Below are 21488 nucleotides of genomic sequence, written 5' to 3'. Positions count from 1 at the left end.
ATATATCACGATATATGTCAATGTTACGTACATTATATGTATAATAAAGGGAATTTATGGATAATGTTGACATTAGGCTACGTATTTCTTCAGAAATTAAGGATGAAGCAGAATTAGTATTTCATGAGATGGGTATGACATTGTCTGAAGCTATCAGGATATTTATAAAGCAATCCATCAATTCTAGAGGACTACCCTTTAGAGCACATGTAAAAAAGCCAAACCTTGAAACTTTACAAGCATTTAAAGAAAGTGAAGAAGGTGATTACACTAAGTCTTCCTTGGCTGAATTTAAACAATCTTTAAATATTGACTAAAGTTGAAACAGATTATACGGCACCGTCAAGTTAAGAGAAATGTAAATTAAGTATTGAGCAAATGTAGGGAATAATTTATAGATTATCAGTGACAATTGTTACCTAAATTTCAGTGCTATGTGTATTATTCAATCCCCAAAGAGACATCGTTTTCCAGTAAGCATTATTAGCCATGCAGTATGGTTATATCATCGATTCAATAATAGTTACAGAGATGTACAAGAACAGATGGCCTATCGAGGTATTATTTTAAGTCATGAGACAGTAAGATTTTGGTGCAATAAATTTGCGGTTTATTTTCAAGATGTTATCAGAAAGCGCGAGAGGAAACCAACTGATAAATGGCATTTATACCAATTGCAATAATTAACGCAGTGGTCTAAGATGGGTTTTTAACTGATAAAAGGTACTCAAATGGCTAGGTTAATATTACCACAAGGTTTTCATGGTCATGATTTTATAAAAATGATGAAACATGAGCCGCATGGTCGAAATCGTATACGTTTATTGGCGATGTATCACCTTCAATTAGGCAAATCTTTTAAAGCCATATCTGAAATAGTGAAGTCACACTGGAAAACCGTGCAATCATCGCTCAGAAGATTTAGGAATCATGGTTTTGAAGGATTATTTGAATCACAAAGAAGCGGTGCCCCTAGGAAGATTAACACTATACAAGAATCTGCTCTTTTTGATAAAATCAATACGCTCAGTAAAAGTAAAACTGGTGGGTATATAACTGGAAAAGAGCTACATATCATGTTACTTGAGGAATATGGTGCTAAATGTGCTTTAAAAACAGTCTACAATACTATGCACCGCCTTGGTTTTAGAGCTGGATTACTTCTCGTTCAATGCATCCAAAATCAAATCAAGAGACTCAAAATAGATATAAAAAAACTTTCCAGACATGTTAACAAAATTATTAGCAAAAAATATCGATAGATGTAAAGTTGATATATGGTCTCAGGATGAAACTAGAGTTGGGCAACAAGGTAGCTTAACTCGTATATGGGCTAAGCGTGGCACTAGACCCCGTAAAGTTCGGCAACAGCAATTTATTTCAACATATATTTACGGAGCTGCTTGCCATGAGACAGGAGAAGCTTGTGCATTAATTTTACCATATGCAAACACACAGGCAATGAATAAATTCTTAGAAGAGCTTTCTCGCAGTATTCAAGGCAACCGACATATAGCTTTACTAACGGATAATGCAGGTTGGCACACAGCCAAAAAACTAACTGTGCCAAGCAATATCACTTTGATACCGCTTCCGCCCTATGCACCGGAACTTAATGCAATGGAACAAGTTTGGGAATGGATTAAAAATCATTTCTTGTCTAACCAATGTTATGGTGTATATGAAGATATCGTTACTATGGCTTGTTACGCTTGGAATCAACTTGCTCATAATGTAGATTTAGTAAAATCAATTATGTATAGAGATTGGATAAATACACCGTGTTCATTATTGCAATTGGTATTAGATGAGATGAATATTAAGATTAAAGGCGAGGTATTGATATTATGGAGAGCTGTTGACTCTGAGGGGCATGCATTAGAAGTATTACTGCAGAAGCGTCGTAATAAAAAATCAGCTATTCGTTTTTTATCAAAATTATTGGGTCATTATCCAGCTCCAAGAGTAATTGTTACTGATAAGCTCAGAAGTTACATTAAGCCGATTAAGCTTATGTGCCCTAAAACTGAGCATCGCACTCATAAAAGACTAAATAATCGTGTTGAGAATGCTCATCAACCAACTAGGCGCAACGAGAAGATATTAATTAAATTTAAGCATCCTAATTCAGCCCACTGTAAATTATCACTGATGGGAAAAGTCAGAAATATATTTGCCGTAAATGTTGGAAGATATAGTAAAACAGCAATTGAGCAAAGAATTGCATTTGCATCAGCTAAATCCATTTTGGACGAAGCCACTCAAAGACTTCTTGCTGCCTGAAATCTAAAAATATAGCTCTTTTTGATACTATTTTACTTAACTTGACGGTGCCCGTGAATATGATAAACATACTTATAAGGAACGATATTTACTTGAGTGCTTATTTGGTAAAATCAAACATTTTAGGCGTATATTTTCTAGATTTGATAAGGCTGGCTCCAGCAACTTTCTTAGCTTTTCTAAATTTCGTTGGAACTTTAATATGGTTACGTTAAAATTCTTGTCAACAGAACCTAGCAAAAACTGAATAAAAGCTTGAAGAATAATCTATGAAAATATTAATCCTTGGTATAACAGGTATGCTTGGCAATGCCATGTTTAGGTTTATGGCTGAAGATCATAACCTTAACGTTTACGGGACAGCTAGGAATAATGGTGCTTGCCGTTATTTTTCTGAAGAGTCATCTAAACAACTCATTGCCCCAGTAAATATAGAAAATCATGATTCTCTTATTAAATTATTTGCAACAATTCGACCTGATGTGGTAGTAAATTGTATTGGGCTAATTAAACAACTAGAGGATGCAAATGATTACCTACAAGCACTATCAATTAATGCTTTGCTTCCTCATAGACTTAGTATAATATGTCAAGCTATAGGCTCTCGTTTTATACATGTTAGTACAGATTGTGTATTTTCCGGGTCTAAGGGTAATTATACAGAGAGTGATTTTGCAGATGCTAATGATCTCTATGGTCGCTCAAAGTTTTTAGGGGAAGTAAGTTATCCTAACACTATAACACTTCGTACTTCAATTATCGGGCATGAGTTATCAGGAGGTAAGAGTCTCATTGGCTGGTTTCTTGCACAAAAAAAACAAGTTAGAGGATTTGTTCAAGCCGTGTTCTCTGGACTTCCAACTATTGAATTAGCAAGAATAGTTCGTGACATCGTTATACCGCGACCCGATATGTGTGGGCTTTATCATGTCGCAGCAAAACCGATCAATAAATATGATTTGTTAAAACTTGTGGCTAGTACTTATAAAAAAACAATCGAAATAATTCCATCTAATGAACTGGTCATTGATCGCTCACTTAATGCCGAGCTTTTTAATAAGGCAACGGGATATGTACCGCCTGAGTGGCCAGAGTTAATTCAACGTATGTATAAATTTCAATAAAAGGTAAGAATGTTTGTTAATAAAATGTTAATGATTACTGGAGGTACGGGGTCATTTGGTAACACAGTGATGAAACGATTACTAGAAAGTGATATTAAAGAAATTCGTATATTCAGTCGGGATGAAAAAAAACAAGAAGATATGAGGATTGCTTTCAATAACCCAAAGCTTAAGTTTTATATTGGGGACGTAAGAAATTATGATAGTATTTACTATGCTATGAAAAATGTTAATTATGTGTTCCACGCTGCAGCCTTGAAGCAAGTTCCATCATGTGAATTTTATCCGATGGAAGCAGTACGGACTAATGTACTGGGAGCTGAAAATATGATGAATGCAGCTATTGCCAATGGTGTTGAGCGGATTGTGGTACTCAGTACTGATAAGGCGGTATATCCTATCAATGCCATGGGGTTATCAAAAGCAATGATGGAAAAATTGTTGATAGCTAAAGCTCGAATGAGTTCTAAAGGAGATACCGTTCTGTGTTGTACTCGTTATGGTAATGTAATGGCTTCCCGTGGCTCGGTAATACCTCTTTTTGTTAATCAAATTAAAGAGGGAAAACCTCTAACTATTACCGACCCAAATATGACACGTTTCTTAATGTCACTTGAAGATTCTGTAAACTTAGTGTTATATGCCTTTGAACATGGGCAACAAGGTGATATTTTTGTGCAGAAATCTCCAGCTTCAACAATTGAAGTATTAGCTCATGCTATAAAAGAATTATTTAATGCTAATAATGAAATTCGTTTAATTGGTGTACGTCATGGAGAAAAGATCTATGAATCTTTGATTTCTTGTGAGGAGATGGTCAAAGCTGAAGATTTAGGAAATTATTACAGGATTCCTGCCGATAATCGTGATCTCAATTATTCAAAGTTTTTTGTAGAAGGAGCTCTAAACGTTGCTACTCTAAGTGACTATACATCGGCCAATACAGAAAGATTAAATATAGAACAAGTTAAAAAGCTTTTATTAACTCTTGACTTCATTAAAGAGCAACTTAATGCTTAAAGTAATGACCATTATTGGTACTCGCCCAGAACTTATTAAAATGTCTAGAGTAATTTCTGAGTTTGATGAGTATACGAACCATATTTTGGTTCATACAGGGCAAAATTTTGATTATGAACTGAATCAGATTTTCTTTGATGATCTTAACATTCGTAAGCCAGATTATTTTTTAGAAGCTGCTGTTAGTGGTAATGCAACACAAACCATTGCACGCATTATTGAGAAAACTGATGAAGTTTTAGGAAAAGAACAACCAAATGCATTGTTGCTTTATGGTGATACAAACTCCTGCCTTTCGGTTATCGCAGCCAAAAGGCGAAAGATACCAGTTTTTCATATGGAAGCCGGCAACCGTTGTTTTGATCAAAGAGTACCAGAAGAGCTAAATCGTAAAGTAGTTGACCATTTAAGTGATATCAATATAGTTCTGACTGAACATGCTCGTCGTTATCTTATTGCCGAAGGAGTATCGCCAGAGCGAATTATCAAGTCTGGTTCGCATATGCAAGAAGTGTTGGGTTATTTTATGCCTAAAGTGCGTCTATCAAATGTGCTAGATAAACTAAAACTTCAAGCCCATCAATATTTTTTAGTCAGTATTCATCGTGAAGAGAATGTAGATGTGTCAGCCAATTTACAGGACTTACTTAATACTTTACAGATGTTGGTTAAAGAATATGATATGCCCGTGGTTGTATCAACACATCCTCGTACACGTCAGCTGTTAGAAAAATTAGGTATTAAAGATTTGGATAAACAAATTCGGTTTTTAAAACCATTCGGTTTTCTAGATTACATAAGATTACAAATGGAAGCTTTTTGCATTTTATCTGATAGTGGTACAATTACTGAGGAAGCTTCTCTTCTTAAGTTACCAGCAATTACCATTCGTAATACTCACGAAAGACCTGAGGGTATGGATGAAGGTGTTTTAATAATGAGTGGTCTTAAAGTAGAAAAGGTTCTAGATGCTGTACGTATTGTAACCAAACAACATAGTAAATATAGTCATTTACAAACAATCGTTTCAGATTATAATACTGGCTTAGTATCTCAAAAAATACTCCGTATCGTTTTAAGCTACGTGGATTATATTAATAGAGTTGTGTGGTTTAAGTGAAAAAAACCAATCAAATTCTGGAGTGGTGTGATAGCCAAACATTTTTTAAACGGGCTTCTGAGCTAATTGAAACTGTTTCTATTGTGATGGATATTGGTTGTGGTATTCGTCCGCAACAGTTTGTAATACCTGACTTTCTCATTTGTGTTGAGCCTCATCTTGAATATGTTGAGATACTTAAGAAAAACCTAGATGGAACAAATTCAATTATTATTTCGCTTGATGCGAAACAGGCACTATCAGCACTGCCTGATAATGCTGTTGATTCGATATTTTTAATTGATGTCATTGAACATATGACTAAGGAAATTGGTCTAGAGGTCATTAGTGAATCTGAGCGTGTTGCACGTAAGCAAGTAGTGTTATTCACTCCGTTAGGTTTTATGCCTCAGGAAACTCATGCTAGTAGTTTAGATGGGTGGAATTTACATGGTGGAACGTGGCAGGATCATAAATCCGGGTGGTATCCAGAAGATTTTTTAGATTGGCATGTGCTTGCATGCAAGCATTTACATATCGCTGATTTTAAAGGTCAGCCAATTAACCCTCCATACGGTGGGTTCTACGCCATAAAGACTTTAGTCAAATCTACAAACTATTTCAACGAAATATATTCTCAAGAAGTTCTATTAGATAGCACAAGTAATTTAAATGCTATTCGGACTATTTTCCCTCAGTTTATAGATCAAGTAGTTTCTCGTGAGATTGAAAGGAGTAATATGAAATGTGCTATTCAGTCATGTCAACGAACAACGATATTATTTATTGAACAAAAAGCTACGAAATCGGTAAATGAGATCTTTGATATAATAACTCTTGAAAAAACAGATAATTATTTGAAGGAAGCACGAGAATATAATGTAAAAATACGAGAATTTGCTTCTCAATTTCTAGATTTTAATTTCCGAGAATCTGAACTAAAGGTTCGTGATGAGCTACTTACGACTCGTGAAGCTGAATTAAGAGTTCGTGATGAGCTACTTACGACTCGTGAAGCTGTTATCTCTAAAAATATATATGTAAGAATTTATAGGAAGCTTAAAAATTTATTTGATATAGCTAAATAAGAAGATAACTATGGACTGACTATTTTGCTAGGATATGGTCTTTTTATTTATATAATTTCAGATTTTTTTAACAAAAGGGTACTAGATATTCACGAAATTTTTACCTGAAACATAATTATATTTCTTAGCAGCAATAATTGCTTATTTTACCTGCATTAGGGGGTTGTTGACTTATGCTTTTAGAGGGGCGGTTAAGGAGATGAATATCATCCATGGGTTATAATTTGCAAATCAAAGTAGCGTATTATTTCACAATTATGCACGACTAGCAACTATATTCCAATGTGAGTAACTACAAACTAATAGTATTAGGACTGATAAAAGATGTATTTCATCGTTTAACACAAACAAGCCTATTAATCCGCTTTGAGCGGTTTATATTATATGACAAACGCCCACTTTTAGTGGGAGTGATTGTCTATGTTATGGTAAATTACTAGATACAATTTTGAGGGTGTTTATTTGGTTATATAATTTATCAAATATTTTATACAAGGAATTATTATGAATGTTAATATACCGCAAAAACAAGAGTATAACCCTATAGTTAGTGTGATTATACCTACGTATAATCGTGAGCAATTCATAGGTGAAGCTATTCGTAGTGTTCTTGGGCAAAGTTTTACAAACTTTGAAGTTATAGTAGTTGATGATGGTTCTTCGGATAATACAAAAGAAGTTATAAAAATATTTAAAGATCCTAGAGTATACTATTATTACCAAGAAAACAAGGGGAGAGCTAGTGCAAGAAACTACGCTATACTTCTTTCGAGAGGTAAGTATATAACGTTTCTTGATTCAGACGATCTTTACATATCAAGTAAATTAGAGTTGCAAGTTAATTATCTAGATTCACATCCAAACGTAAGCATGATATACACGTCGGCTAATTGTATTGATGAAGTTGGGAATTTCTTAAAACACAGATATAATGCTAGTTCTTCTGGTTACCTGTACCAAGAGATTGCATTTTTTGTACCATTAACCATAACTTTACCAACCGTCATGGTTAGGAAAGAGGTATTTGATCATGTTGGATACTTTGATGAAAAAATGCATAGGTTTGAAGATACTGATATGTGGCGTCGTATATCAAAAATCTATGAAATAGATGCTATACCAATATATAGCTGTCATCTAAGAACTCATAAAGACAATGAATTGTTAACTCAAGATCCGCAAGTAATTGAATCTGCTCTAAAATATTATTCTGAGAAGATTTTTCATGAAGATAATGAATTTGATCTTGAGTTACGCAAGCACGGCATAGCAAAAATGTATAGATATTACGGTTATGCATTGATTAGCATTCAACAATTTCAGGATACCGGAAAAAAGTTTTTGAAGATTGCGGATACATTTCATAGCCAACGAATATCATGGTTTCGTTTAGTTGTAAGATTTGTATATTATAGATCACTGCATTTAATCTATAAGTCTTATTGTCAATTTAGAAAATATATAAAGAGAAAATAGTGAATAAAATAATAAATATATACCCAAAGGTTTCACTTGTTATCCCCGTTTACAACGGTGCTAATTATATGCGTGAAGCAATAGATAGTGCAGTTGCTCAAACTTATAAAAATTTAGAAATTTTAGTTGTTAATGATGGATCAAATGATAATGGTGAAACGGAACGTATAGCTTTATCTTATGGTAACAAGATTCGTTATTTTTCCAAACCAAACGGTGGAGTCGCTTCAGCCTTAAATTTGGCAATTAAGGAAATGAAAGGAGAGTATTTTTCGTGGCTTAGTCATGATGATGTTTACAATCCAAATAAAATTGAACATCAAATTAATATACTTAACACTCTTCCCAACCGTAATACGATTATTTACGGAGGGTATGAGGTTATAGATCATAACTCTAAGTCACTTTCTTTTATAAGACCAGATAAAATATTATCAGCAAAAAAATGTAATATCCCATTATTCCCTCTTATGCGAGGATTAATTCATGGATGTGCTCTTTTAATACCTATAAAATATTTTTGTGAACTTGGTACTTTTGATGAAACATTATTAACTACCCAGGATTATGCACTTTGGTTTGAGTTTTTACGGATAGCACCTATTCATTTTGATGATCATATTTTAATTAAAAGTCGTACTCATCTAGACCAAGGAACCCATAAAATTACTAGCCATATGAATGAATGTAGTGAATTATGGTCTAGGTTTCTCAGAAGATTAACTTTAGAAGAAATGACTATAATGGAAGGATCACCTTATTTATTTCTGCATCGTACTAGTATTTTTCTTGCATATTACCAACAACCATCTAAGCTAGCTGAATCAATGGCTAATGCTCTTTTAGCTGACATTAAGATTAGTGTAATTATGCCAATTTATAATAGAATTGATTTAGCAATTGAGTCTATAAAGAGTGTTATTGCACAAACTCATCAGTGTTTTGAATTGATTATAGTAGATGATGGTTCTGAAGATGATGTATCTAGGTTGATTGAGGAGTGCAATAAAGATAGTAGAATTAAATATATTCGTAAGGAAAATGCAGGACCAGCAGCGGCACGTAATCTAGGTATTAAACATGCATCTGGGCAGTACATAGCGTTCATTGATTCTGATGATTTGTTTTATGACAATAAACTTGAGGTTCAATTGAAGTTTATGGAGGATAATAGTTTGTTATTCTCGTATACTTCTTACCATAGGATAGATTGGGCTGGAAATTTGATAAAATATATAAGCTCTGGTACTTTTAGCAAGCAAGTCTTTCCAAACATTATTACTAAATGTCCAATAACAATGTCTAGTGTGATGGGAAAAACCTCCCTTTTTATGTCAAACAAATTCCCTGAAAATATAGGAATTGGTGAAGATGTATGCTTATGGATCTCTATAGCAAGCAAATATGAGATAGGAGCGATTGACATTGCATTATCGAAGCTTAGAATTAATTACAGTACTACTACATGCTTAAATACTAAAAAAACAATAATAGGATTAATCAATATTGCATCATTTGTTATGAACGATGAATATTTAAGTCAATTTGATAAGCAAGTTCAGTTGTTACTATTTTCTGCAGCAAATATATCTAGCTTGCCATTAGATAAATTAATAAAATTTCATGACTGGCCATCTGAGAAACGTAACCCTAATATAGTAGTGAAGTTAATTAGATCGCTACGTGTAGATGGTTTTAGAATAACGTGGAACAAAATTTGTAGGAAACTAGGTATACTCCAATGATGATTCTGATACTGTTTTAAGAGTCAAGCATTAAATTAGGATTATAGTGATATCAAAAAAATATTTCATATCAACTTAATATATTTTGTGTTGAGCAATATAAGCTCTCCATTATATCACGGTCAGACTATATTTAGAAAAATGGACAGGGACCATCCAGTAGACTTACATCTTGCTGATATGGGTTGTAGGTTTTTTGATGTTCACAATGTATTTCCTGAATATTTTGTTATTTCCGTACCGCTTTTTAATGGTATTATACCAATTGCAATAATTAACACGGTGTATTTATCCAATCTCTATACATAATTGATTTTACTAAATCTACATTATGAGCAAGTTGATTCCAAGCGTAACAAGCCATAGTAACGATATCTTCATATACACCATAACATTGGTTAGACAAGAAATGATTTTTAATCCATTCCCAAACTTGTTCCATTGCATTAAGTTCCGGTGCATAGGGCGGAAGCGGTATCAAAGTGATATTGCTTGGCACAGTTAGTTTTTTGGCTGTGTGCCAACCTGCATTATCCATTAGTAAAGCTATATGTCGGTTGCCTTGAATACTGCGAGAAAGCTCTTCTAAGAATTTATTCATTGCCTGTGTGTTTGCATATGGTAAAATTAATGCACAAGCTTCTCCTGTCTCATGGCAAGCAGCTCCGTAAATATATGTTGAAATAAATTGCTGTTGCCGAACTTTACGGGGTCTAGTGCCACGCTTAGCCCATATACGAGTTAAGCTACCTTGTTGCCCAACTCTAGTTTCATCCTGAGACCATATATCAACTTTACATCTATCGATATTTTTTGCTAATAATTTTGTTAACATGTCTGGAAAGTTTTTTTATATCTATTTTGAGTCTCTTGATTTGATTTTGGATGCATTGAACGAGAAGTAATCCAGCTAAAACCAAGGCGGTGCATAGTATTGTAGACTGTTTTTAAAGCACATTTAGCACCATATTCCTCAACTAACATGATATGTAGCTCCTTTCCAGTTATATACCCACCAGTTTTACTTTCACTGAGCGTATTGATTTTATCAAAAATAGCAGACTCTTGTATACTGTTAATCTTCCTAGGGACACCGCTTCTTTGTGATTCAAATAATCCTTCAAAACCATGATGCCTAAATCTTCTGAGCGATGATTGCACAGTTTTCCAGTGTGACTTCACTATTTCAGATATGGCTTTAAAAGATTTGCCTAATTGAAGGTGATACATCGCCAATAAACGTATACGATTTCGACCATGCGGCTCATGTTTCATCATTTTTATAAAATCATGACCTTCAAAACCTTGCGGTAATATTAACCTAGCTATTTGAGTACCTATTTATCAGTTAAAAACCCATTTTATAACACCGTGTTCATTATTGCAATTAGTATAAGTCGCCTTATATGAACGAAAGTAGCAGAACGTCTGAGTGTTCTAAAAATGACTCCAGAAGAACGTCAGCACTATCAGAATTATGTCAATGAATCGCTAAAAGAACGTGATTATATAGTTGCAGGTAGAGCTGAAGAAAAAATAGCAATGGCAAAAAAAATGCTAAAAGAAAATTTTTCTATAGAAGCTATAAGTAGAATAATAGAACTATCCATAGAAGAAATAGAAGTGCTACGTGAGAATTTGGCTGAGGACACAACTACTGTACTTGACGAAAATTAAATAGGAAGGGTATTGAATTGCTATATTGGAAAAATAGAACGACCGTTGTTCATAACTGTTGAAAGTTAAAAAAGATATTATTTTTGTAAAAACATATTAGTGGAAGAAATTTTTGGTATATACTGCAAAAAATTGAAGAATTTAGAAGAGAAAATTCTATGTGGATCAAAAACACTAACATTAGTATGATAGTTATGTGGTCAAAACGATGTCATAGTTGGTTAACAATAATATTTTGTTTAATAATTAACAGCTATTCAACTATTCATGCTTCCAATACAAATATTGAAAATAGATTTGCAACAAGGATTGCTATTGTAGATATACACTCTATTCTAGAACATTCTGTAGCAATCCAGTCTATAAGAAAATCTGTAGACCAAATAAGCGAAAAAATTCGACAAGATCTATCAAAGAAGGATGGAGAACTAAAAGAAATAGAAAATCTATTAATGGGAAAACGTAATTCTTTAAGTGAATCAGCTTTTGAACAAGAATTTAGTCTTTTTGAAAAGAAAATAAATATAGCACAAAAAGAAATACGAGATAGAAAAGTACGACTTGAGCAAGCCCATGCTGAGGGTATAGGGAAAGTACAAGAAGCAATAACAAAGATTATAAGTACTTTAGCAGAAAAGTATAATCTTGATCTAGTTATACCTAGTACTCAAATTTTATTTGCTAAAAATAGTCTCAATATTACGCAAGAAGTGATAGCAGAACTAAATAATAAATTAAAACATGTTACAATTAAATACGAATAATTTGTTATAGAGGTTTATCAATGACAGAATTTACTCCTATTACAGTAGCTTATGGTGATGGTATAGGTCCAGAAATAATGCAAGCAGTACTTTATATTTTAAAAGAAGCTGAAGCAAGAATACGTATAGAGGTAGTGGAAGTAGGAGAAAAATTATACCAAAAGCACTATACCTCAGGGATAGCAGAAGATACTTGGCAATCATTAGCAAGAACTAAGGTGCTTCTAAAAGCTCCTATTACCACTCCTCTAGGTGGTGGGTATAAAAGCTTAAATGTAACTCTTAGAAAAGCCCTATCTCTTTATGCCAATATTCGCCCTGCTATTTCTTATGCTCCTTTTGTTAAAACACTGCATCCAAATCTAAACGTGGTTATAGTACGGGAAAATGTTGAAGATTTATATGCAGGCATCGAATATCGTCAGACTCACAATGTCTATGAATCTCTTAAACTAATTAGCAGGGTTGGTAGTGAAAGAATTATTAGATATGCTTTTGAGTATGCGATAAAGAACAATCGTAAAAAGGTTACATGTTTCAGTAAAGATAATATTATGAAACTGTCTGATGGGATTTTTCATAAAGTTTTTGAGGAAATTGCTAATGAATATAAGCAAATTCAAAGTGATTATTACCTTATAGATATCGGCACTGCAAGACTAGCAACTCAGCCGAAATTATTTGACGTTGTTGTAACTTCAAATCTGTATGGTGATATTATATCGGACGTATCTGCAGAAATTTCTGGTTCGGTAGGACTAGCTAGCTCTGCTAATATAGGTCAAAATTATGCTTTATTTGAAGCTGTACATGGCTCTGCCCCGGATATTGCCGGTCGCAACCTAGCTAATCCTTCTGGTTTACTTAACGCAGCAATTATCATGCTAATTCATATCGGGCAACAGGATATTGCTACACTAATAGAAAATGCCTGGAAAAAAACCATTGAGGACGGAATCCATACTGGAGACATTTATAATGAAGAAATATCTAGCAAAAAAGTTGGTACTAAGGAATTTGCTGATGAAGTAGTAAAAAGACTAGGGATCAAACCTTCTACCCTCAGAGTAGCGGCATATTCATCACCAGTTACCCAACAACAAACTACTGAACAGATATATTCGATTAATAGTAAAGAAGTTAAAGAGTTGGTAGGTAGTGATATCTTCATCCAGATGGCAGCGTTGACTGCTCATGAGGTAGCAGAAAAAATTCAAACTGTCAGTTTAGGTGACTTAGAATTAAAAACTGTATCTTCCATGGGTCTTAAATTATGGCCTAGGAATGAAAGGTTTGAATTATTATCAGATCATTGGTGTTGCCGTTTTATGGCAAGGAAGGATGGAGAAAAAATAACACATTCCTCTATAGTCCATTTACTTGAATCGCTAAGCCAGGCAAAAATAGATTTTATTAAAATTGAGAATCTATTTGAATTTGATGGGAAAGCTGGATATTCGCTTGCTCAAGGAGAATAGAATATTTATGTTTTTTGTTATTGGTTATGGATTAATCTTACTCGGAATTATAGCAATATTTTCTGGAATTATTGGACTTTTTAGATTTCCTGATTTCTATACAAAGATTCATGCTGCTAGTGTAATTGAATGTTGCGGCGTACCTTTATCACTTGTTGGTCTTGCCTTTTTACAGAATGATTTTACTAGCTCTTTTAAATTAGTTTTTGCCTCTATATTGATTTTAATATTAAACCCGGTATCTACTCATGCAATTGGCAAGGCTGCTTTATTAGGAAAAACTAACCTAAAATAATTGATTGTTTATTTATGATACCAGAAATAATAAATTTTCAACTAGCTAGCTGGTTGCTTATGGTAATACTTATAATGCTTGCCATCGTATCAATTAAGATTATATTTTGTAATTCTTTATTAGAAATAGTAGTAATAAATTCTAGTTTTAGCTTACTTATTGGTTTATCATATCTTCTTATGGACGCTCCAGACGTGGCAATGACTGAAGTAGCTCTAGGTAGCTGTTTGGCTAGCTGTGTTTTCCTAAGCTTTCTCACTAGATTGCAAGACATACAGAAATGTGATCTTAAACCAACACGAGTAATAAGTTCATCAATTATATGTTTAATGTTCATAGTAACATTTAGCTTTGCAGGACTTGATTTACTAGAATATGGATCTATAGATTCTCCTATGCAAAGTCACTTAACCAAATATTATATTGAAAATACTAAAAGTGATATTGGTATTCCCTCTTTTGTAGCAGCACTACTAGCTAGTTACAGAGGTTATGATACTCTTGGAGAAACGGCTGTCATTTTAATTGCTGGAATATCGGTATTATTGCTATTTTCACAAAAAAGTAATGAACATGCTTAAAGATTTTATCATTATAAAACATTCTACTCTTTTTATCTTACCTTATATATTTTTATATTGTCTATATATTCAAATTAATGGTGATGCATCACCAGGAGGTGGATTCCAAGCTGGGGCTATATTTGCTTCTATGATAATTGGTTTTGATTTAGTTCATGGTCAGTTTAAATTAAAACAATATTTTTCTACTAATTTACTAGTTGGTATGGCTACTATCGGGGTACTTATCTATGCCATGACCGGTATGATATCAATATTATTTGATGATAATTACTTAAACTACTATTCTCTTGCAAATGAGAAATTATTAGCTCAACATATTGGTATTTTTATCATTGAAATTGGCGTTGGACTTTGCGTTGCATCGGTTATGTGTTTAATATATTCCATAATGAAATATGCATAAACTAGTACAGCTAATAAAATGGGAATATTTAATTCAAAATCGTATTAATAATCTTAGCAAATATCTATTTATATTTTTTTTATTTTGTATTTTCAGCACGGCTTTAATCAATGACCAAGCAGATATTAAGAAATTTGGGGTTATTTTTTCAGTAATTTTTTTACCAATAGCCCTAATTGGCTTCTCTAGTCTAATATTAAAGCAAGATGTGGAGGATGGAAGTTTAGAGCTACTATTATCCAGTTTCAGTGAGAGTGAAATTGTTACATCTAAATTATTTGCTATATTTTTTAGTTCGCTTACTAGCTCTTTATTAAATATCCCGATAATTTATATTATTTTTGATCTTGATCTAATAACAGTAACCTATCTTTTTATCACTCTAACTTTGCTATTAACATTGTCCAGTAGCCTACTAGTTTTAATTGGATCTATTCAAAGCTATTTTAGGTCAAATACTAACCTGCTAGCAATATTAATCATGCCACTATTAATACCTAACATAATACTTACCGGTCTTGTTTTACAAAATCTTGAGAATATAAGCCTAATTTTTGTTATGATTGGTATCAATATGCTTCTTTTACCAACCATATTTTATCTCTCATCATATCTAATTAAGAATATTTACAACATTTAATTTTTATTATACACCATACTGACCCCTGCAATAATAAAAAAATTGTTATTTTTTTATTATTCATGTAATTTAGTCGTAGTTTTTTAACCATTTTTTGGTAGTTATATATGTGGCAAGCTTTAAGAAGACTAATAGCAGCTAACCCTATGGGGGTGTTTTTATGGAGTATCATAGCTAAATGGTACTTTATGATAGCAGTTGCCTCTTTGATAGTATTATTTTGGGTAGCCAAGGGTCTTGAACAAATTGGATTTATAAAATATATGACCAATGCTACAATTGAAATTCTTGATACATCTAAATCAATTGCACAAAACTGTACTACAAAATTAGGTCCCAACTTTGAGTGCTTAACCAATTTTTGGAAATGTTTAGGAGACCCGCCAAAATACGAGATTAGAGAAAAAGAAACAGGTGAAAAAGTTTTAGAGGATGGATTAAATAAGTTACTACCTAAAGACGGAACTGTACCGGAAATGCTTCCTTATCGTAATCCTTATGATTCTCCTAGCGATTCTACAGATAGTGATGGTAAATAAACCAAATTAATATTTGGCTAAAATCATGTTTTTAGCTTTAGAAAGGTTTAAAATGCATTCGTGTTAGCCGCTTTAAGAATGCATTTTTCCTTATAAGCAAAATTAGGGTCATATACTGCTCGTAAATGAAGAGTTGGTAGATGAAGGTCAACTTCAAGAAGAGCTAGGAGTGTCAAAGTCGAGCAGCGGAGCGTACATTAGTACGTGAGCAGCGGAGATCTTTAGACACGACAACGCCAATTCTTGAAGTTCACCGAGTATACTTCACTGTTAATTGTTGAAGCTACCCTTGATTTTTTATTACTTTTCCAGTAGTCTATTATATTAAATATAATAATAAATATCAAGTTTGTGCAAAAAGTGAAAGCCACTACTAGAAAACCTAGCTTTTATAGTTGCACTCATTATCAAATAATTCCCTACTGCAAGTAGTTGTGAAAACAACTATTGAAGTAGAAGAGGTATACTAGTCAGTTTATGTCAAATACTAATGATTATGATAAGGCAACTCGTAGGGATTTTATAACCTTAACTGCCAGCAGTATGGTTGTGGTTGGAGCTGCATGTGCTACCTACCCTCTTGTTGATTCATTCAACCCTTCAGCGGATGTTCTTGCCCTATCTTCAATAGAAGTGGATTTATCTCACATACAACCAGGTCAAACTCTTACTGTTAAATGGCAAGGTAAACCGGTTTTTATTACTAACAGGACTCCCGAAAAAATTGCTGAAGCAAGAAATGTAAACCTTTCCGAGTTAATAGATCCCGAACTTGATCAAGTACGAGTTAAAGCTGGACATGATAAATGGTTAGTAACTATTGGCATTTGTACACATTTAGGTTGTGTACCACTTGCAAACCAAGGAGATTATGATGGTTGGTTTTGTCCATGCCACGGCTCTCAATACGACTCATCTGGTCGTGTTCGTAAAGGACCAGCTCCTTTAAATTTGGCTGTCCCACCATATGAGTTTATTTCCGATACAAAAATTAAAATCGGATAGTTATTTATGAATGAAACTAATGATCCTAAAAAATCAAATCCCGTTATAGAATGGATAGACTATAGACTACCTGTTTTCTCGTTCCTTAAACATTTAGGCGAATACCAAACACCCAAAAATTTAAGTTACCTATGGAACTTAGGGTCAATAGCTGGTATCGCTTTAGTAATTCAGATAATCACTGGCATTATTTTAGCTATGCATTACACTCCTCATGTCGATTACGCCTTTGAGAGTGTTGAAAAAATTATGCGTAATGTCAATTATGGCTGGTTAATACGTTATATACATTCAGTTGGAGCATCAATGTTTTTTGCTGCAGTTTATCTACACATCTGTAGAGGATTGTATTATGGCTCATACAAAAAACCTAGAGAATTATTGTGGCATATAGGTATAATAATTTTTCTTACTATGATGGCTACTGCTTTCATGGGATATGTGTTACCTTGGGGACAAATGAGCTACTGGGGAGCAACTGTAATCACCAATTTATTTTCAGCTATACCTATTATTGGCAAATCGATAGTTACTTGGCTTTGGGGAGGATTTTCAGTTGATAACCCTACACTTAACAGATTCTTTGCTTTACATTATTTATTGCCGTTTATCATAGTGGCTTTAGTACTACTCCATTTAGTAGCACTACATATTCATGGATCAAATAATCCTAAAGGGATCGATGTTAAGTCATCTAAAGATACTATTCCTTTTCATCCGTATTATACGGTAAAGGACTTCGTTGGATTCGGTGTTTACTTTTTAATATTTGCCTTTTTTGTCTTTTATCAACCAAATTATCTAGGGCATCCTGACAATTACATACCAGCTAACCCTTTAGTTACTCCGGCTCATATAGTTCCAGAATGGTATTTTCTGCCATTTTATGCCATTTTACGGGCAGTACCGTCAAAGCTAGGTGGCGTAATATTGATGTTTTCTAGTATTTTGCTATTATTTGTCTTACCTTGGCTTGATAGCTCAAAAGTTAGGAGTAGCAATTATAGACCAATGTTCCGCATAGCTTTTTGGCTGTTCATATTTGATTGTTTGGTACTTGGATATCTTGGAGGACAACCAGCAGAAGAACCTTATATTACCTTAAGTCGATTTGCTGCTACTTACTATTTCTTTTATTTTCTCATTGCAGTGCCACTAATTAGCAAGTATGAAAAAACTCTGCCATTACCGGATTCTATATGAAAGATCAGAAAATTATGGCTAACCCAATTAACATTACTCCGTCATTGCGAGGAGCTACTTTAGTAGCGATGAAGCAATCCAAAGGAATGATTAGGAATGGATTGCTTCGTTGGCTGATGCCTACTCGCAACGACATAAGTATCAAATTTTTCCTGTGTTTATTAATTTTATTAATATCAAATATTATTACCGCCAACGATGAAGCACTACCTACAAAAAAGATTGCTTGGCCATTTGATGGAGTTTTTGCTAGCGTTGATAGGAAAGCTGCACAGCGTGGCTTCCAAGTATATAAAGAAGTATGCAGTAGCTGTCATGGTCTTTATAATTTATATTACCGTAATCTTAAAGATCTAGGATTTTCAGATGAAGAAATTAAAGAAATAACCAAAAATTATACTGTACAAGATGGTCCAAATGATGCAGGAGAAATGTTTGAAAGACCTGCCCTACCCTCCGATCCATTTGTTCATCCCTACCCTAATGAACAAGCAGCAAGAGCTGCTAACAATGGAGCAGATCCACCTGATTTATCGTTGATTATCAAAGCAAGACCTGATGGAGCAAATTATTTATATTCTATACTTACTGGTTATAGTAATCCTCCTGAAAATTTTAAACTAATGCCAGGATTAAGTTACAATCCTTATTTTCCACATAGTCAGATTGCCATGCCAGCTCCTTTGTCAGATGGACAAGTAAAGTATATAGACGGAACAAACTCATCAGTCGAACAAATGGCTATGGATGTTACGATATTTTTACAATGGGCTGCTGAACCTGAAATGGAAAACCGTAAATCCATGGGTTTGAAAGTGACGATGTTCTTAGTAATTTTTATAATTTTCTTCTATATCTCTAAAAATAAAATTTGGAAGAATTTAGAAACAGAAGAGTATAAATAACAAATCTTTAGGTTCTTATATCTTAAAACATGTTATACCAATTGCAATAATTAACACGGTGTATTTATCCAATCTCTATACATAATTGATTTTACTAAATCTACATTATGAGCAAGTTGATTCCAAGCGTAACAAGCCATAGTAACGATATCTTCATATACACCATAACATTGGTTAGACAAGAAATGATTTTTAATCCATTCCCAAACTTGTTCCATTGCATTAAGTTCCGGTGCATAGGGCGGAAGCGGTATCAAAGTGATATTGCTTGGCACAGTTAGTTTTTTGGCTGTGCGCCAACCTGCATTATCCGTTAGTAAAGCTATATGTCGGTTGCCTTGAATACTGCGAGAAAGCTCTTCTAAGAATTTATTCATTGCCTGTGTGTTTGCATATGGTAAAATTAATGCACAAGCTTCTCCTGTCTCATGGCAAGCAGCTCCATAAATATATGTTGAAATAAATTGCTGTTGCCGAACTTTACGGGGTCTAGTGCCACGCTTAGCCCATATACGAGTTAAGCTACCTTGTTGCCCAACTCTAGTTTCATCCTGAGACCATATATCAACTTTACATCTATCGATATTTTGTGCTAATAATTTTGTTAACATGTCTGGAAAGTTTTTTTATATCTATTTTGAGTCTCTTGATTTGATTTTGGATGCATTGAACGAGAAGTAATCCAGCTAAAACCAAGGCGGTGCATAGTATTGTAGACTGTTTTTACAGCACATTTAGCACCATATTCCTCAACTAACATGATATGTAGCTCCTTTCCAGTTATATACCCACCAGTTTTACTTTCACTGAGCGTATTGATTTTATCAAAAATAGCAGACTCTTGTATACTGTTAATCTTCCTAGGGGCACCGCTTCTTTGTGATTCAAATAATCCTTCAAAACCATGATTCCTAAATCTTCTGAGCGATGATTGCACAGTTTTCCAGTGTGACTTCACTATTTCAGATATGGCTTTAAAAGATTTGCCTAATTGAAGGTGATACATCGCCAATAAACGTATACGATTTCGACCATGCGGCTCATGTTTCATCATTTTTATAAAATCATGACCTTCAAAACCTTGCGGTAATATTAACCTAGCCATTTGAGTACCTATTTATCAGTTAAAAACCCATTTTTAAACACCGTGTTAATTATTGCAATTAGTATTATAAGTAGTTATAACATGTTTTAAGATATAAGAACCTAGTTATCCCGAATTCGCGTAAATTACCGCATATTAAACCTATCATAAGTATTCTTATTCTCTACCGATTCAATCAATGTATCAGAGAATTCTTACACGAAATCTTGCCTTACCATACCCAACTTCTTCTTAAGCCACGATTGTTTAGCAGATATATATTTAATAGTTACATCACCATATTTCTGTTTTATGAAACTATACATATCATCTATACCATCAATTAAACCAAAATCAACAGCAGTTTCCCCAGACCAAAATGCTCCATTAAATAAAATATCATCTTCTTGCGTTAACTTACCAATACGACGCTCCTTAACATGATCTATAAAATGCTCGTGAATCTGTTTTTGTATATGCTTAATAATTTCAATATCTTCTTCTTGCATTGGTTGAAATGGATCGAGAATAGATTTATTTTTACCTTCTGCATAAACCCTCCTTTCTACTCCAAGCTTATTGATAGCCACAGGAAAACCAAAACCAGCCGAAACCACCCCTATACTACCAATAATTGAACTCTTAGATGCATATATTTGGTCACCAATACAAGCAAGCCAATATCCACCAGATGCTGCTACATCTTCTACAAAACTATAAATTGGTATTTTCTTTTCCTCAGCTAATGACCTTATACGTTTACTAATCAGTTCAGATTGTACAGGTGAACCACCCGGAGAATTGATAGTTAAACATAAAGCTTTAAGATTTTTGATCTCAAAAGCTTTGTCAATTAACTCATGTAGCGATTCTATGCTAAGCCCTGATTTTACTGAGCTTACTTTACCTATAACCCCACTAAGGCGAAGAACAGCAATTACCGGCTTTGATGCCTTATAACCTATTCTAGGCAGTAATGACAGTAATTGCTCTAACTTACCTATTTGACGTTTAGCAATTACCTGATCAAATTTTGCCTCAGCAATTAAACTTTTATTATGTTCTATGTACATTAG

The 21488-nt window shown here is 33.7% G+C and carries 23 protein-coding genes and 3 pseudogenes; 21 read left to right on the top strand and 5 right to left on the bottom strand.

Translation table 11 applies throughout. The features are described 5' to 3' along the window. Positions 1–56: 56 nt before the first annotated feature. From ACFE3K_RS01120 to ACFE3K_RS01070, 11 genes and pseudogenes are all read left to right on the top strand, one after another. Positions 57–317 (top strand): type II toxin-antitoxin system RelB/DinJ family antitoxin, encoded by a 261-nt coding sequence (locus ACFE3K_RS01120; protein ID WP_375359028.1) that lies wholly within the window; start codon positions 57–59, stop codon positions 315–317. Positions 318–434: 117 nt separating this feature from the next. Further along, positions 435–683, top strand: a complete 249-nt coding sequence (locus ACFE3K_RS01115) for a hypothetical protein (protein WP_375359027.1) — start codon at positions 435–437, stop codon at positions 681–683. A gap of 48 nt (positions 684–731) precedes the next feature. Continuing rightward, positions 732–1262: a helix-turn-helix domain-containing protein gene (locus ACFE3K_RS01110; protein WP_375359026.1), complete on the top strand. Its 531-nt coding sequence runs from the start codon at positions 732–734 to the stop codon at positions 1260–1262. Continuing rightward, positions 1228–2283 (top strand): IS630 family transposase, encoded by a 1056-nt coding sequence (locus tag ACFE3K_RS01105; RefSeq protein ID WP_375359025.1) that lies wholly within the window; start codon positions 1228–1230, stop codon positions 2281–2283. Before ACFE3K_RS01110 ends, ACFE3K_RS01105 begins: the two co-directional genes overlap by 35 nt. A gap of 58 nt (positions 2284–2341) precedes the next feature. Then, positions 2342–2498, top strand: a pseudogene (locus ACFE3K_RS01100) (IS5/IS1182 family transposase); the annotation flags it as partial. Positions 2499–2552: 54 nt separating this feature from the next. Further along, the gene (locus tag ACFE3K_RS01095) at positions 2553–3407 is read left to right on the top strand and encodes a dTDP-4-dehydrorhamnose reductase family protein (protein WP_375359024.1); all 855 of its coding nucleotides are present in this window, start codon (positions 2553–2555) and stop codon (positions 3405–3407) included. A 9-nt stretch (positions 3408–3416) separates the two neighbouring features. Continuing rightward, a complete protein-coding gene (locus ACFE3K_RS01090; RefSeq protein WP_375359023.1) occupies positions 3417–4427 on the top strand; it encodes a polysaccharide biosynthesis protein in 1011 nt (336 codons plus the stop codon). Next, complete coding sequence (wecB, locus tag ACFE3K_RS01085) at positions 4420–5547, top strand: non-hydrolyzing UDP-N-acetylglucosamine 2-epimerase (protein ID WP_375359022.1); 1128 nt, start codon at positions 4420–4422, stop codon at positions 5545–5547. The genes ACFE3K_RS01090 and wecB overlap by 8 nt, the downstream gene beginning before the upstream one ends. Beyond that, entirely contained in the window at positions 5544–6614 is a 1071-nt protein-coding gene (locus ACFE3K_RS01080; RefSeq protein ID WP_375359021.1) for a hypothetical protein, read from the top strand. Before wecB ends, ACFE3K_RS01080 begins: the two co-directional genes overlap by 4 nt. A 504-nt stretch (positions 6615–7118) precedes the next feature. After that, positions 7119–8090, top strand: coding sequence for a glycosyltransferase family 2 protein (locus ACFE3K_RS01075; RefSeq protein ID WP_375359019.1), 972 nt, complete (start codon positions 7119–7121; stop codon positions 8088–8090). After that, a complete protein-coding gene (locus ACFE3K_RS01070; protein ID WP_375359018.1) occupies positions 8090–9835 on the top strand; it encodes a glycosyltransferase family 2 protein in 1746 nt (581 codons plus the stop codon). The genes ACFE3K_RS01075 and ACFE3K_RS01070 overlap by 1 nt, the downstream gene beginning before the upstream one ends. Before the next feature lie 274 nt (positions 9836–10109). Here ACFE3K_RS01070 and ACFE3K_RS01065 read toward each other — a convergent pair whose 3' ends face one another. Together ACFE3K_RS01065 and ACFE3K_RS01060 are read right to left on the bottom strand one after the other, a co-directional pair. Further along, on the bottom strand, positions 10110–10670 hold the full coding sequence (locus tag ACFE3K_RS01065) for an IS630 family transposase (RefSeq protein ID WP_375359017.1): 561 nt from the start codon (positions 10668–10670) through the stop codon (positions 10110–10112). Continuing rightward, a complete protein-coding gene (locus tag ACFE3K_RS01060) occupies positions 10664–11113 on the bottom strand; it encodes a helix-turn-helix domain-containing protein (RefSeq protein ID WP_375359016.1) in 450 nt (149 codons plus the stop codon). The genes ACFE3K_RS01065 and ACFE3K_RS01060 overlap by 7 nt, the downstream gene beginning before the upstream one ends. A gap of 165 nt (positions 11114–11278) precedes the next feature. Between ACFE3K_RS01060 and ACFE3K_RS01055 the strand changes: the two genes are divergently transcribed. The 10 genes and pseudogenes from ACFE3K_RS01055 to ACFE3K_RS01010 all read left to right on the top strand — a co-directional run bounded on the left by ACFE3K_RS01055 (position 11279) and on the right by ACFE3K_RS01010 (position 19328). Beyond that, positions 11279–11512 carry a hypothetical protein gene (locus tag ACFE3K_RS01055; RefSeq protein WP_375359015.1) on the top strand — a complete coding sequence of 78 codons (234 nt, stop codon included), beginning with the start codon at positions 11279–11281 and terminating at the stop codon, positions 11510–11512. A gap of 194 nt (positions 11513–11706) precedes the next feature. Continuing rightward, on the top strand, positions 11707–12276 hold the full coding sequence (locus ACFE3K_RS01050) for an OmpH family outer membrane protein (RefSeq protein ID WP_375332345.1): 570 nt from the start codon (positions 11707–11709) through the stop codon (positions 12274–12276). A gap of 20 nt (positions 12277–12296) precedes the next feature. Beyond that, complete coding sequence (locus tag ACFE3K_RS01045; RefSeq protein WP_375359014.1) at positions 12297–13754, top strand: NADP-dependent isocitrate dehydrogenase; 1458 nt, start codon at positions 12297–12299, stop codon at positions 13752–13754. Between the two features lie 7 nt (positions 13755–13761). Beyond that, positions 13762–14049: a Na+/H+ antiporter subunit G gene (locus ACFE3K_RS01040; protein ID WP_341747739.1), complete on the top strand. Its 288-nt coding sequence runs from the start codon at positions 13762–13764 to the stop codon at positions 14047–14049. 14 nt (positions 14050–14063) lie between these two features. After that, positions 14064–15036: pseudogene (locus ACFE3K_RS01035) on the top strand (DUF4040 domain-containing protein). Further along, the gene (locus ACFE3K_RS01030) at positions 15029–15676 is read left to right on the top strand and encodes a heme exporter protein CcmB (protein ID WP_342259563.1); all 648 of its coding nucleotides are present in this window, start codon (positions 15029–15031) and stop codon (positions 15674–15676) included. Before ACFE3K_RS01035 ends, ACFE3K_RS01030 begins: the two are co-directional and overlap by 8 nt. Positions 15677–15783: 107 nt before the next feature. Further along, positions 15784–16215 carry a DUF2670 domain-containing protein gene (locus ACFE3K_RS01025; protein WP_375359013.1) on the top strand — a complete coding sequence of 144 codons (432 nt, stop codon included), beginning with the start codon at positions 15784–15786 and terminating at the stop codon, positions 16213–16215. A 477-nt stretch (positions 16216–16692) separates the two neighbouring features. Next, positions 16693–17220, top strand: a complete 528-nt coding sequence (gene petA, locus ACFE3K_RS01020) for a ubiquinol-cytochrome c reductase iron-sulfur subunit (protein WP_341752008.1) — start codon at positions 16693–16695, stop codon at positions 17218–17220. 6 nt (positions 17221–17226) lie between these two features. Next, a complete protein-coding gene (locus ACFE3K_RS01015; protein ID WP_375359012.1) occupies positions 17227–18423 on the top strand; it encodes a cytochrome b in 1197 nt (398 codons plus the stop codon). A 116-nt stretch (positions 18424–18539) separates the two neighbouring features. Further along, positions 18540–19328 carry a cytochrome c1 gene (locus ACFE3K_RS01010; RefSeq protein ID WP_375359538.1) on the top strand — a complete coding sequence of 263 codons (789 nt, stop codon included), beginning with the start codon at positions 18540–18542 and terminating at the stop codon, positions 19326–19328. A gap of 50 nt (positions 19329–19378) precedes the next feature. Here the strand turns inward: ACFE3K_RS01010 and ACFE3K_RS01005 are convergent, their stop codons facing one another. The 3 genes and pseudogenes from ACFE3K_RS01005 to ACFE3K_RS00995 all read right to left on the bottom strand — a co-directional run bounded on the left by ACFE3K_RS01005 (position 19379) and on the right by ACFE3K_RS00995 (position 21485). After that, on the bottom strand, positions 19379–19939 hold the full coding sequence (locus ACFE3K_RS01005; RefSeq protein WP_375359011.1) for an IS630 family transposase: 561 nt from the start codon (positions 19937–19939) through the stop codon (positions 19379–19381). Further along, positions 19933–20433, bottom strand: a complete 501-nt coding sequence (locus tag ACFE3K_RS01000) for a helix-turn-helix domain-containing protein (protein ID WP_375359010.1) — start codon at positions 20431–20433, stop codon at positions 19933–19935. The genes ACFE3K_RS01005 and ACFE3K_RS01000 overlap by 7 nt, the downstream gene beginning before the upstream one ends. Before the next feature lie 125 nt (positions 20434–20558). Beyond that, positions 20559–21485, bottom strand: a pseudogene (locus tag ACFE3K_RS00995) (S49 family peptidase). Positions 21486–21488: the final 3 nt, after the last annotated feature.

The sequence above is a fragment of the Candidatus Tisiphia endosymbiont of Neophilaenus lineatus genome (assembly GCF_964264975.1).
GTDB lineage: Bacteria > Pseudomonadota > Alphaproteobacteria > Rickettsiales > Rickettsiaceae > Tisiphia.
The sequence above is the reverse complement of the archived record's forward strand: the minus strand, read 5'-3'. Positions and strand labels throughout refer to the sequence as shown.